Annotated in this window: 8 protein-coding genes; 6 read left to right on the top strand and 2 right to left on the bottom strand. The window is 73.9% G+C overall.

What is annotated here, in order from left to right:
• The first annotated feature begins 464 nt into the window (after window positions 1-464).
• From ACQKM2_RS09300 to meaB, 4 genes are all read left to right on the top strand, one after another.
• Window positions 465-1730 carry an ROK family protein gene (locus tag ACQKM2_RS09300; protein WP_427707977.1) on the top strand — a complete coding sequence of 422 codons (1266 nt, stop codon included), beginning with the start codon at window positions 465-467 and terminating at the stop codon, window positions 1728-1730.
• Window positions 1731-1793: 63 nt separating this feature from the next.
• Window positions 1794-3659, top strand: a complete 1866-nt coding sequence (mutA, locus tag ACQKM2_RS09305) for a methylmalonyl-CoA mutase small subunit (RefSeq protein WP_427707979.1) — start codon at window positions 1794-1796, stop codon at window positions 3657-3659.
• The gene (gene scpA, locus ACQKM2_RS09310; RefSeq protein WP_427707981.1) at window positions 3656-5857 is read left to right on the top strand and encodes a methylmalonyl-CoA mutase; all 2202 of its coding nucleotides are present in this window, start codon (window positions 3656-3658) and stop codon (window positions 5855-5857) included. The genes mutA and scpA overlap by 4 nt, the downstream gene beginning before the upstream one ends.
• A 12-nt stretch (window positions 5858-5869) precedes the next feature.
• Entirely contained in the window at window positions 5870-6853 is a 984-nt protein-coding gene (gene meaB / locus ACQKM2_RS09315) for a methylmalonyl Co-A mutase-associated GTPase MeaB (protein WP_427707983.1), read from the top strand.
• A 30-nt stretch (window positions 6854-6883) separates the two neighbouring features.
• Here the strand turns inward: meaB and ACQKM2_RS09320 are convergent, their stop codons facing one another.
• Complete coding sequence (locus tag ACQKM2_RS09320) at window positions 6884-9973, bottom strand: NACHT domain-containing protein (RefSeq protein ID WP_427707985.1); 3090 nt, start codon at window positions 9971-9973, stop codon at window positions 6884-6886.
• Between the two features lie 66 nt (window positions 9974-10039).
• Window positions 10040-11041 carry an asparaginase gene (locus tag ACQKM2_RS09325; protein WP_427707987.1) on the bottom strand — a complete coding sequence of 334 codons (1002 nt, stop codon included), beginning with the start codon at window positions 11039-11041 and terminating at the stop codon, window positions 10040-10042.
• Between the two features lie 123 nt (window positions 11042-11164).
• Between ACQKM2_RS09325 and ACQKM2_RS09330 the strand changes: the two genes are divergently transcribed.
• On the top strand, window positions 11165-11614 hold the full coding sequence (locus tag ACQKM2_RS09330) for an Lrp/AsnC family transcriptional regulator (RefSeq protein WP_042802011.1): 450 nt from the start codon (window positions 11165-11167) through the stop codon (window positions 11612-11614).
• Window positions 11615-11748: 134 nt separating this feature from the next.
• Window positions 11749-13581, top strand: coding sequence for a BTAD domain-containing putative transcriptional regulator (locus tag ACQKM2_RS09335; RefSeq protein WP_427707989.1), 1833 nt, complete (start codon window positions 11749-11751; stop codon window positions 13579-13581).
• Window positions 13582-13629 lie beyond the last annotated feature (48 nt).

Raw genomic sequence — 13629 nt, forward strand, 5'->3', positions numbered from 1 at the left:
CCGGACCCGGCGGTACGCCGGGGCACGGCGGAGCGGTGGTACGGGAGCGGCCCGGGCTGCGCCCCGGGCCCCGGCGGCGATCACGCGGCGGGGGTGCGGGGCGGCCGGGGGCCGGCGGGTCGGGGGCTCAGGCCCCGGGAAGGGCCGGACAGCGGCCCGGACACCGGCCGGGCGCGCTACAGGGTCCGGAGGTGTGGAGCCGCGGGGCGGGGTACGCGTTCGCGGTCATGGCTCGGAGCCTGTCAGCGCCACCGCCCGGGGTCAACCCCCGCCCATCCCCCCGGCCGAGGCCCACCACACCCCCGCTGACCTGCACCTTCACCCCGCCACCCGGCCGAAAACCCCTGGCCGGATTTCACGGCCCCGCAACGCCGCCGTGATGTCGCTCCGCCGGGGGGCGTGGGGAAACCCCCGACCGGGCCCCGAGCGGCCCCCGACCCGCCCCCGACCGGCATCATCGACGCATGACGAGAATGCCGGGCGACGGCCGGGGGGCCGCCAATGCCGCCGCCGTGTTGCGGACCGTGCTGGACCACGGGCCCGTCGCCCGGAGCGGGATCTCCGCCCTGTGCGGGCTGAGCCCCGCCGCGGTGTCGCGGCAGACGACCGGGCTGCTGCGGGCCGGGCTGCTGCGCGAGCTGCCCGGGCCCCCGGCCCACGCCGGGTCCGGGCGGCCGCGGGTGCCGCTCGACCTGCACACCGGGGCCGTCGGCGGGCCCGTCGCCGCCGGGCTGCACATCGGGGTGCCCTCCTCCACCTTCAGCCTCGTCGACCTGCGCGGCCGGACCCTGGCCCGCCGCAGCCTCCCCCACCACGCCGGGCGCAACGACCCCGCCCGCATCGCCGCCTCACTCCGCGGCTTCCTCCGCGACTCCGACACCGGCCGCCCCCTCCTCGGCCTGGGCGCGGCCCTCGGCGGCTGGGTCCGCCCCGACACCGGGACCGTCGTGCGCCACCCCGCGCTCGACTGGCACGACCGCCCCCTCGCCGACGAACTCGGCGGCGCCCTCGGGCTCCCCGTGCGGGTCGACAACCACGCCCGGGCCGTCGCGGCCGCCGAGGTCCTGTTCGGGCACCCGGCGGCCCGCCGCAGCCTCGTCCACCTGTTCATCGGCAACGTCGTCGACGCCGCGTTCGGCATCGAGGGCACCGTCCACCAGGGCCCCGGCTCCGCCGCCGGCGACGTCGCCCACCTCCCCGTACCCGGATCCGGCGCCGCCTGCGCATGCGGCCGTACGGGGTGCCTCCAGGCGGCCGCCTCCGACACCGCGCTCGGCGCCGAGGCCGTCCGGCGGGGCATCGTCCCCGATCCGTCCGTCCCCCTCCTGGCCGACGCCGCGGCCGCGGGCGACCCGCGCGCGGACCGGCTGCTGCGCGAGCGCGCCCGGGACGTCGGGCGGGCCGCGGCCCTGCTCCTCGACGTGTTCAACCCGGCCGTCATGGTCGTCACGGAACTCTCCAGCGTCCTGCACGACGCGTACCTCGACGAGATCCGCACCGCCGCCCTGGAGCTGTCCCGCGTGTGCGACGACCCCGCCCGGATCGTCGCCCCGCACGCCGGCCCGGCCGTACTCCCCCAGGCCGCCGCGGCGGTCCTCCTGGCCCCCCTCTTCCGGGACCCGGCGGGCGGCGCCCCGGCCCCCATCACAGGCCCCTCACCGGCTCCCACCCCACCTCCACCCCACCCCGACCCCACTCCCACCCCACCCCCGACCCCACAGCTCATCTGAGAGGGCGAGATCACATCCGGTGGTTCTGGTAACCGTCGAGTAGCCACCCCTAGCATTCGAGCCATGACGGTCCTGCCTGACGACGGGCTCTCCCTGGCCGCCGAATTTCCTGACGCGACACATGAGCAGTGGCAACGCCTCGTCGAGGGCGTACTGCGCAAGTCGGGCAAGGAAGTCACCGGCGAGGCAGCGGAAGCAGCACTGTCCACCAAGCTAGAGGACGGGCTCATCACCCGCCCGCTGTACACGGCGCGCCCCGACGCGGACGGCCCCGACACCGGCTTCCCCGGGTTCGCGCCCTTCGTACGGGGCGGCACCCCCGAGGGCGGCAGCGCCTCGGGCTGGGACGTGCGCCAGCGCATCGCGGGCAGTGATCCGGTACGGGTCAACGAGGCGGCCCTCGCCGACCTGGAGAACGGCACCACCTCCCTCTGGCTGACCGTCGGCCGGCAGGGCGTACCCGCCGGAGCCCTGGGCCGCGCCCTGCAGGACGTCTACCTCGACCTCGCCCCGGTCACCCTGGACGCCGGCGCCGAATACGCCGACGCCGCACGCGCGTTGCTCGCCCTGTACGCGGAGCGCGAGGTGGCCCCCGAGGCCGCCCGCGCCGCGCTCGGCATCGACCCGCTGGGCCACGAGGCCCGCACCGGCGAGGCCCTGGACACCGCCCCCGCCGTGGAGATCGCCCGCGAGGCGGCCGCGTCCTGGCCGGGCGTGCGCGCGCTGACCGTCGACGCCCTGCCGTACCACGAGGCCGGCGGCTCGGCGGCCGAGGAACTCGGCCTGTCCCTGGCCACCGGCGTCGCGTACCTGCGCGCCCTCACCGGGGCCGGCCTCGCCGCCGAAGCCGCCTTCGGGCAGCTGGAGTTCCGCTACTCCGCGACCGCCGACCAGTTCCTGACCATCGCCAAGCTGCGGGCCGCGCGCCGCCTGTGGGCCCGGATCGCCGAGGCCTGCGGCACCCCCGAGGCGGGTGCGCAGCGGCAGCACGCCGTCACCTCGCCGGTGATGATGACCCGCCGCGACCCGTGGGTGAACATGCTGCGTACCACCGTCGCCTGCATGGCGGCCGGTGTGGGCGGCGCGGACTCCGTCACCGTGCTCCCGTTCGACAGCGAGCTGGGCCTGCCGGACGCCTTCGCGCGCCGCATCGCCCGCAACACCTCGACCGTCCTGCTGGAGGAATCGCACCTGGCCCGGGTGATCGACCCGGCCGGCGGCTCCTACTACGTGGAGCAGCTCACCGACGAACTGGCCCACGCGGCCTGGGAGTTCTTCCAGACCGTCGAGCGCGCGGGCGGCCTGGCCGCCGCGCTGCGCTCCGGGCTGGTCGCGGAGCGGCTCGCGGCCACCTGGGCGGCGCGCTCGAAGAAGCTGGCCACCCGCCGCGAACCGGTCACCGGTGTCAGCGAGTTCCCGCTGCTGTCGGAGAAGCCCCTGGTCCGCGAGGCGGCTCCGGCCGCTCCCTCGGGCGGTCTGCCGCGGGTGCGGCGCGACGAGGCGTACGAGGCGCTGCGCGCCCGCAGTGACGCGCACCTGGAGGCCACCGGCGGCCGGCCGCGGATCTTCCTCGCGGCCCTGGGCCCGGCCTCCGCGCACACCGCGCGGGCGACCTTCGCGTCGAACCTGTTCCAGGCGGGCGGCATCGAGCCCGTGCACGACCCGGTGTCGGTCGACGCGGCGAACGCCGCCGAGGCGTACGCGGCGAGCGGCGCGGCCGGCGTGGCGGTGCTGTGCTCCTCGGACGCGCTGTACGAGGAGCGGGCCGCCGCGGTGGCCGCCGCCCTGCGCGGGGCCGGCGCGACGACCGTGTTCCTCGCGGGCAAGCCCGGCACCTGCGCCGACGCCGTGGACGAGTACGTGTTCGCCGGCTGCGACGCGGTCGCCGTGCTGTCCTCCGTACTCGACCGGATGGGAGTCGCGCAGTGAGCAGCATCCCCGATTTCTCCGAGCTCGCCCTCGGTGCGGCCCCGCGCGGCGCCACCGAGGACCAGTGGCGTGCCGCGGTGAAGGAGTCCACCGGCACCACCCCGGCCGACCTGCTGTGGGAGACGCCCGAGGGCATCGGCGTACAGCCGCTGTACACGGGCCGGGACCTGGAGGGCCTGGACTTCCTCGGGACCTACCCGGGTGCGGCGCCGTACCTGCGCGGCCCGTACCCGACGATGTACGTGAACCAGCCCTGGACGATCCGGCAGTACGCCGGCTTCTCCACGGCGGAGGAGTCCAACGCCTTCTACCGGCGCAACCTGGCGTCCGGGCAGAAGGGCCTGTCGGTGGCGTTCGACCTGCCGACGCACCGCGGCTACGACAGCGATCACCCGCGCGTGACGGGCGACGTCGGCATGGCGGGCGTGGCTATCGACTCGATCTACGACATGCGGCAGCTGTTCGACGGGATCCCCCTCGACAAGATGTCCGTCTCGATGACCATGAACGGCGCGGTACTGCCGGTTCTGGCCCTCTACATCGTGGCGGCGGAGGAGCAGGGCGTCTCGCCCGACAAGCTCGCCGGGACCATCCAGAACGACATCCTCAAGGAGTTCATGGTCCGCAACACCTACATCTATCCGCCGAAGCCCTCGATGCGGATCATCTCGGACATCTTCTCGTTCACCTCGCAGAAGATGCCGCGGTACAACTCCATCTCGATCTCCGGGTACCACATCCAGGAGGCGGGGGCCACGGCCGACCTGGAGCTGGCGTACACCCTCGCGGACGGCGTGGAGTACCTGCGGGCGGGCCGGGGCGCCGGGCTGGACGTGGACGCGTTCGCGCCGCGCCTGTCGTTCTTCTGGGCGATCGGCATGAACTTCTTCATGGAGGTCGCCAAGCTGCGCGCGGCGCGCCTGCTGTGGGCGAAGCTGGTCAAGCAGTTCGACCCGAAGAACGCCAAGTCCCTCTCGCTGCGCACCCATTCGCAGACGTCGGGCTGGTCGCTGACGGCGCAGGACGTCTTCAACAACGTCACGCGCACGTGCATCGAGGCGATGGCCGCGACGCAGGGCCACACCCAGTCGCTGCACACGAACGCCCTCGACGAGGCCCTCGCCCTGCCGACGGACTTCTCGGCGCGCATCGCCCGCAACACCCAGCTGCTGCTCCAGCAGGAGTCGGGGACCTGCCGGTCGATCGACCCGTGGGGCGGCAGCGCGTACGTGGAGAAGCTGACGTACGACCTGGCGCGCCGGGCGTGGCAGCACATCCAGGAGGTCGAGGCGGCCGGCGGCATGGCGCAGGCCATCGACGCGGGCATCCCGAAGCTGCGCGTGGAGGAGGCCGCCGCCCGTACGCAGGCGCGGATCGACTCCGGCCGCCAGCCGGTGATCGGGGTGAACAAGTACCGCGTGGAGAACGACGAGCAGATCGACGTCCTCGTCGTCGACAACTCCTCGGTGCGCGCGCAGCAGATCGCCAAGCTGCGGCGGCTGCGCGAGGAGCGCGACGAGGCGCGTACGCAGGACGCGCTGCGGGCGCTGACGAACGCGGCCGAGCGCGGCGCCGGCCAGGGCCTGGAGGGCAACCTCCTCGCGCTGGCGGTGGACGCGGCGCGGGCCAAGGCCACGGTCGGTGAGATCTCGGACGCACTGGAGAAGGTGTACGGGCGGCACGCGAGCCAGATCCGTACGATCTCGGGTGTGTACCGCACCGAAGCAGGCGAGTCCCCGTCCGTGGCGCGCACCCGTGCGCTCGTCGACCGGTTCGAGGAGGCGGAGGGCCGCCGTCCGCGCATCCTGGTCGCGAAGATGGGCCAGGACGGCCACGACCGCGGGCAGAAGGTCATCGCGACGGCCTTCGCCGACCTGGGCTTCGACGTGGACGTCGGCCCGCTGTTCCAGACCCCCGCGGAGGTGGCCCGCCAGGCCGTCGAGGCGGACGTCCACGTGGTGGGCGTCTCGTCGCTGGCGGCCGGCCACCTGACCCTCGTACCGGCGCTGCGCGAGCAGCTGGCGGAGGAGGGGCGCGAGGACATCATGATCGTGGTGGGCGGTGTGATCCCGCCGGCGGACGTCCCGACGCTGCTGGAGATGGGTGCGACGGCGGTCTTCCCGCCGGGCACGGTCATCCCGGACGCGGCCCACGACCTGGTGACGCGGCTGGCCGCGGACCTGGGCCACGAGCTGTAGGCGGCCGAGCGGATGCCCCCGAAGATCGACATCGACGTGTACGCGAAGGGCGTCCTCGACGGGAAGCGCGCGCACATCGCGCGCGCCATCACCCTCGTCGAGTCCACCCGGGCGGACCACCGCGCCCTGGCCCAGCGGCTGCTGACGGAGCTCCTGCCCCACACGGGCAAGGCGCGCCGGATCGGCATCAGCGGGGTGCCGGGGGTGGGCAAGTCCACCTTCATCGACGCGTTCGGCTCGATGCTGACGGGCCTGGGGCACCGGGTCGCGGTCCTCGCGGTGGACCCCTCGTCCACGCGTACGGGCGGCTCCATCCTGGGCGACAAGACCCGGATGGAGCGGCTCGCGGTCGACCCGGCGGCGTTCGTACGCCCCTCGCCGTCCGCCGGGACCCTGGGCGGGGTCGCGAAGGCCACGCGCGAGTCGATGATCGTGATGGAGGCGGCGGGCTACGACGTGGTCCTCGTCGAAACGGTCGGCGTGGGCCAGTCCGAGACCACGGTGGCGGGGATGGTGGACTCCTTCCTGCTCCTCTCCCTGGCCCGTACGGGCGACCAGCTCCAGGGCATCAAGAAGGGCGTCCTGGAACTGGCGGACGTCCTCGCGGTGAACAAGGCGGACGGCCCGCACGAGCGCGACGCGAAGGCCGCGGCCCGGGAACTGTCGGGCGCGCTGCGCCTGATGCACCCGGCGGACGCGGCGTGGACCCCGCCGGTGCTGACGTGCAGCGCGCGGGAGTCCTCGGGCCTGGACGAGGTCTGGAACCGCCTGGAGCAGCACCGGACGGTCCTGGAGACGGGCGGCCGCCTGGCGGCGAAGCGGGCGGCGCAGCAGGTGGAGTGGACCTGGTCGATGGTCCGCGACGAACTCCTGGAACGCCTCCGCTCGAACCCGGCGGTACGCGAACTGGCCCCTTCACTGGAGGCGGCCGTCCGCGCGGGCACGGTCACCCCGACGTCGGCGGCGGACCGGATCCTGGGGGCGTTCGGGGGGTGAGCCGCTGCCCTGGCCGGGCCCGTCAACGTGTCATGCGGAGGCGGGCTCGTCCGCGTCGTCCGGCTGGGGGTGCTGCTCCCGGAGGCTTGCCAGCTTCACGGAACGGGGCAGCCGGTCGACACCGCGGATGCGGTCGGGGCTCGTATCGACGTTGAGCAACGACAGGTTGGCCAGTCCTGCGAGGGCGGTGACGTCGAGGTCACCCTCCGCGGTGACGTCGCCGAAGAAGGTGCACCGTTCCAGCCCGGGGAAGATCGCGGGGATGCGTCGAACGGCCTCCTGGAGCCCCTTCTCCCCGGACCGGCAGTCGAGGAACAGATCGGTGAGGTCCGGCAGGGTCGCGTCCACGGGAAGTGCGTCGAACGCCGAGACCGGCAGAATGAGGCTGTCGAGCTCGCGCATACCCGCAATCGCCCGCAGGTCGAGATCCGGGGAGGCATCGAAGATGGTGAGCTGGCGGACGTTCAGTCCGCTGAGGGCGGAAAGGTCCTTCAGCTCCGCGCAGTTGCTGATGCCGACCACTTTCAGACCGGACTGGCCCGCCAGGCAGCCCAAGTCGGACAGGTCCGCGCCTTGGAACACGATGCGCCCGGGGCTCCGGTGGCCGAGGAACGCCGCCAGAGCCTCCGGAGACACGCCCCGCCTGACGTCCAGTTGGTCCACGGCCAGCCCGAGACGGTCGAGCTGGCGCAGGTGCTCGTCGGACCGGACGGTGTAGAGGAGGTCGTCCGGGTCCAGGAGCGCGATGACCTGGTCGGCGTAGTCGGCACTGTCGAAGCGGGACCAGCTCCACACGAGCTGCATGCGCACCTCGCGGAAGTCGTACCGGGCGAACTGCGCGAGGAAGGGGACCGCTGCTTCCGAGGCGACGTGCGAGGCCGCGATGACCGTGTGGTACGCATCGATGTCCTCGAGGTCCGCCGGGCCGGAAAGGAGGCCCAGGATCAGGGGGCCGACCTCGGCGAGGGCTCGCGCTTCCTCCTCGTCCCGCGGCGGAATGAGAGACTCGGTGCGCGCCTCCACCTCTGCCCGCATCTCGGGCGAGAGCGTGGTGGCGTGTTCGAGGCAGGCCGCCGCCAGCAGGTAGACCCGGGCCCTGGTGCGCCGGTCGGAGGAGTGGTCGCCGAGGTCCAGCAGGTCACGGAAGATCGCCACGCGCTCGGCGGGGCGGGCCAGGGCGACCGCCATGCGGATGACGTCCTCCCACTGGTCGTCGGCCGCGTGGGCGGTCAGCAGTCCGAAGTCGCCGTTCTCGACGGCGGCCCGGGCACCCAGGAAGTCCTGGAAGGTGCGGTGGACGAAGTCCACAGTCTCGGGGGCTGGCTCTCGGAGCAGGCCGCTGCGCTGGAGGAAGTGCTCGAACACCACGGGTGCTTCGCCGAGGGCCGCGGCTTCGGGGACTGCGGGCAGAGCCCGGGCGATGATGTCCTCGGCCCGTGAACGGTCCATTTCCGTACGGCCGTTCCTGATCAGCCAGTACGCGAGCCGCTGGAGCAGGTCGAGCTGCGGCTCTTCGCGGAGGTCCGGGAGGCGCATGTCGCGCTCGCGGTCGCGGCGGCTGAGCAGCATGGAGAGCGCGGCCTCGTAGAGGTCTCTGCGGCCGTGCGGGAGGAAGCCCCGCCGGTCGCGGTGGAGGGCGCAGATCAGCCCGCACATCAGGGGGTTGGTGGCGAGCCGGCCGAGGTCGGACTTGAGGCGCACGGCGCCGAGCAGCTGGCTCTCGTACGCCTCCAGCTCCGCGTCCTCGTCGGTGCCTTCGCGGGCCGCCGCGTGCCAGCGCCTGATGAACGTGGCGGTCTCGGCCGGGCCCATCGCGGACAGGGTCAGCTCGGTGAAGCCCTCCTCGGCCAGCCAGTCGATGCCGACGGCGGACGGGCGGGAGGTGACGAGCCAGCGGTTGTCGCCGTCGTACAGGTCCATCAGGTCCCGCAGCCAGGTCCGGGTGCGTTCGCGCTCGCGCTCGGGGACCTCGTCGATGCCGTCGATCAGGACCAGGCCGCGCCCTGTGGCGAGGACGCGGTGCGCCCAGCCGTCGGGCTGTCCCCCGCCGAGCGGGCAGCCCGCGGCGGTGAGGAAGTCCCGGGGCTCGGGGAGCCGGTCGCCGTGGCGGGTCAGGGTGCGCAGGGGCAGGACGAACGGGACGCGGTCGTCCAGGTACGCCATCTGCGGCGGTAGGTCCTGCCGGGCGGCGGAGACGGCCAGCCACTGTACGAGGGTGGTCTTGCCGGAACCGGCTTCGCCGCGCAGCAGAACCCGGCTGTTGTCCGCCAAGGCCCGGTCGGCGGGCTGCGGGGCGACGGAGGCGAGGTGCGCCCGCAGGTTCCTGAGGGCCTTGACGCTGTCGCCGGTGGCGCGGGCCACGCCGCCCGTCCCGTCGACGGTCCACCCCTCGGGCAGCTCCTCCGGCTTCCACGACCTGGCCGCCTCCAGGCTCAGGTACGCCGCGTCCAGCGGCCACCGGTTCGGGGTGTTGCCCAGGTCGATGCCGTAGATGGTGAGCTTCGCGTGCTTGCGGGCCACGTACGGGAGGTACTGCTCCTCGAACGCGGCGTCCTCCGCCCCCGGGAGGGGGTCGCGGCGGATGAGTTCGTCCACCTTGGCCGTCAGCTCGGCGATGCCCCGGGTCTGGGAGACCAGGGCGTGGGCGACGAAGGTGGAGCGCTGCGTGAAGAAGTGCAGGATGTGCAGGCAGGCGGCTTCGAGCAGGCGCTCGTAGAAGTACGTGCCGTCGGAGGTGAGTTCGCGTTCCGGGCGGTCGGCGGCGAGGCGGAGTTCCCGCGCGAAGGCCCCGGCGCCCAGCCGGACCGCGTCCAGGTCGGTGATGGTGAGGTCACCCAGGGCGTGCAGGGTGGTGGCGAGGGCGTCGGCCACCGCCTGTTGTTCGTCGGCGGCAACGGGGCGTTCGCCCGTGCGGAGGGCCTGGCGGACGAGTTTCCCCGCCAGGATCCGCAGGTCGGCTTCCGTCAGGGTGCGCTTCTCGCCGGTGAAGGAGACGTAACCCGAGATCCGGATCGGTTTGTCGACCAGGCCCGCGCCGGGGCCTTCGCCGGCGAAGAGTTTCCTGACGAGCGGGCCGATGGCCGCCGAGGCCAGCCTGGTGCCGATGATCCCGGGCTCCATGTCCGCGTCCCCCCGCGACGTCGTGTGTCCGTTGCGGAGGATCCTATGGCTCCGGGGGCGAGAGCCCTACGCGTCGACCAGCACCGGGTCCGGCGTGCCCAGGGCCGCGCGCAGCGTCCGGGTGCGGGCGGCGGGGTCGGTGGCGGACAGCAGGGCCGCGAGGACGGCGATGCGGGCCTGGCCGGCGCGGAGGGTTCCGGTGGGGACGGCTCCGGCCGCGACGAGGTCGACCGCGCCGCCGTGCGTGTAGATCTCGGTGACCGGGCCGGCGGCGACCCGGGTGGTCAGGGCGACGAGGACGCCGCGGGCGACGGCGGCCCGTACGGCTTCGACGATCTCGGGGGTGGCGTTGCCCGCGCCGGTGCCGATGAGGACGATGCCCTGGGCGCCGGCCTCGACGGCGGCGTTCAGCAGCAGCGGGTCGGCGTCGGCGTGGTGCATGACCATGTCGACGCGCGGCGGCAGCTCCGGCATGGCGGGCAGGGCGAGGGGGGCCGGGCGCTCGGGCTGGCGGAGCACGGCGACCTTGCCGAAGCCGATCTTGCCGAGCAGTTCCTTCGAAGGGTCCGCGAAGGCATCCAGGGCCACGGCCTGGGTCTTCACGGTGCCGCGGGCGGCGTGGACCCGGCCGGCGAAGGTGATCAGGACGCCCAGCCCCCGCGTGGTCGCGGCGGTGAGGAGGGCGTCGTAGAGATTGCCGGGGCCGTCGCCGTCGGCGGAGCCCATGGGGAGCTGCGAGCCGGTGAACACGACGCTGCGCGCGTCGTGGTGGTGCAGGTCGACCAGGAAGGCCGACTCCTCCAGGGTGTCGGTGCCGTGGGTGACCACGATGCCGTCGACGCCGGGGTCGGCGAGGACCTCGTGGACGGTGCGCAGCAGGGTCAGCTGGTGGGCGGTGGTGAGGCGGGGGCTGTTCACGCTGAACAGGTCGACGACCTCGACGCTGACGCCCTCGGGCAGCGGTGCGGTGGCCATGACCTCGCGGCCGTCCGCCTCGGCGGCGAAGCCCGAGCCCATCCACCGGCTGGCTATCGTCCCGCCGGTGCTGATGACGACGATGCGCCCCATGGCCACCCTTCCTTCATGTCATTCGTACAGATTTTCTGGAGGGGGCAATGATAGTGAGATCTACGCGCAATGCGATTGCGCGTTTGAGCCGAGCTGTAACAAAAGGCGAGTGATAATTGCGTGATGGACGCGATTGACCGTGAAATCTTGCGCGAGCTCCAGCGCGACGGCCGGCTCAGCAACCAGGAGCTCGCCCAGCGCGTGGGCCTGACCCCCTCCCCCTGCATGCGCCGGGTGCGGCAGCTGGAGCAGGACGGGGTGATCCAGGGGTACCGCGCGGTGATCGACCCCGAGGCGGTGGGCCGGGGCTTCGAGGTGCTGGTGTCGGTGGAGGTCCGCCGGGACCGGGACGCCGTCGAGGCCTTCGAGGCGGCCCTGCAGGACATCCCCGACGTGGTGGAGGCCTACCGGCTGTTCGGCAGCCCCGGCTGCCTGCTGCGCATCGCGGTCGCGGACCTGCGCGCGTACGAGCGGCTGTGGATCGAGCGGCTGACGGCGCTCGAAGGGGTCACCGAAGTCAACTCCCAGATCATCATGAAGCGCGTCAAGGACCCCACGGGCCTGCCCGTGTGAGCCGGCGCCACCCCTCCCGGCCTGCGGATATCACCGCGGGGCGGGAGGCGCACGGCGAGCGATAACCCTCCAATAAGGCCCCCGCATAGCTTCTGGAATCCAGAACGGATGCTCACACCAGAAGGGGGTGCCGCATGGACTTCCGGCTGCTCGGGCCGATCGAGGCCAAACGGGGAGGCGGCGCTACGATCCCGCTCTCCGGTTCGAAGGTGCACACGGTGCTCGCCGCGCTGCTGCTGTCCGAGGGGCGCGTGGTCTCCGATGCACGGCTCAGCGCGCTCCTGTGGGGGTGGGACCCGCCGGCCACGGCGAGCGCGCAGATCTACACGTACATGTCGAGGCTGCGCAAGCACCTCGGCGAGGAGATCGAGATCGTCCGGCGCCAGCCCGGCTACGTGCTGCGGGCGCCCGGGGCGTGGATCGACCTGACCGAGTTCACCCGGCTCGACCGGCTGGGCCGCGAGGCGCTCGCCGACCGGCGCTTCGAGGAGGCCGGGGCGCTGCTGCGCGACGCGCTGGACCTGTGGCGGGGAACCGCGCTGGCCAACGCCACCGAGCAGATGATCGAGGCGGAGCTGCCCCCGCTGGAAGAGGCGCGGATGATCGCGCTGGAGAGCCGGATCGAGGCCGACCTGGCCGTCGGGCGGCACGAGCAGGTGACCGCCGAGCTGACCGGGCTGGTCGCCGAGCACCCCGTACGGGAGCGGCTGCGCGCGCAGCTGATGACGGCCCTGTACCGCTGCGGGCGGCAGGCCGACGCGCTGCACACCTACTACGAGGGGCGCGCGGTCCTCGCCGACCAGCTGGGCGTGGACCCGGGCGAGGCGCTGGGCTCCACCTACCAGGCGGTGCTCGGCGGCGGACTGGGTCTGACCTCGGCCGCGCCCCGGGCGTCCGCCGCGGAGGGCGCTCCGGCGGCCGGGGCGGTGCCCGCGGGGCGGGCCGCGCCGTCGACGCTGCCCGCGCCCTACGGGGAGTTCACCGGGCGCGGGGCCGAACTGGCCGCGCTGCGCGAGCGGCTGACCCGGGAGGACGGCCGCCCGCGCCGGCTGCTGATCACCGGCATGGCCGGGGTGGGCAAGACGGCGCTCGCGGTGCGCGCGGCCCAGGACTGCGCCGCGCGCTTCCCGGACGGGCAGCTGTACGTGGAGCTGTGCCATCCGGACGGTGCCCCGAAGGAGCCCGCCGAGGTGCTGGTGCGGCTGCTGCGCGCCCTCGGGGAGCCGCCGCCGGCGGCGGCCGCGCAGGACCTGGAGGAGCTGGTGCGGCTGTACCGGACCCGGACCTCGGACGCCCGGCTGCTGCTGGTGCTGGACGGGGCTGTGGGCGACCGGCAGGTGGGACCGCTGCTGCCGGGCGGCCCCGAGGCCGCGGTACTGATCACCAGTCAGGCCCGGCTGGCCCGGGTGGCGGGCGCGGACACCACCGCGCTGACCCCGGTCGACGACGACGAGGCGATGGAGCTGCTGGCCTCGCTGGTCGGGCGGGACCGGCTGGAGGCGGACCCGGACGCGGCCGACGACCTGGTGGCGTACTGCGCGGGGCTGCCGCTGGCCCTGTCGGTGACCGGGGCCCGGCTCGCGGCGCGGCCGCACTGGCCGGTGGCCCGGCTGGCGGCCCGGCTGGCCGACCCGGACGGCCGGCTGGCCGAGCTGGCGTACGGGGACGTGAGCGTGCGCGAGGCGCTGGTGCACTGCGTGCGCCGGGTCGGCGGCCCGGAGCTGGCCACCCTGACCGGGCTCGCCGACTGGGACGGGGAGCCGTTCTCCGCCCAGTACGCGGCGCTGGTGCTGGGCACCGCGGAGGAGGAGGCGGAGTCGGCCCTGGACGCCCTGGTGGACGGCGCCCTGATGGAGCTGTCCGGGCTGGACGCCCAGGGCAGGCCGCTGTACCGGTGCAACGACCTGGTACGGCTGCTGGCGGCCTCGCTGACCACGCGGGACGCCTTCCCCTCCGCGGTGCGGTGAACCCGTGACGGGCCGGGCACCTACGGGCCGGGCACCTACGGGGCGGCG

The sequence above is a fragment of the Streptomyces sp. NPDC004126 genome (genome assembly GCF_050275515.1).
In the GTDB taxonomy this organism is placed as follows: Bacteria; Actinomycetota; Actinomycetes; order Streptomycetales; family Streptomycetaceae; genus Streptomyces.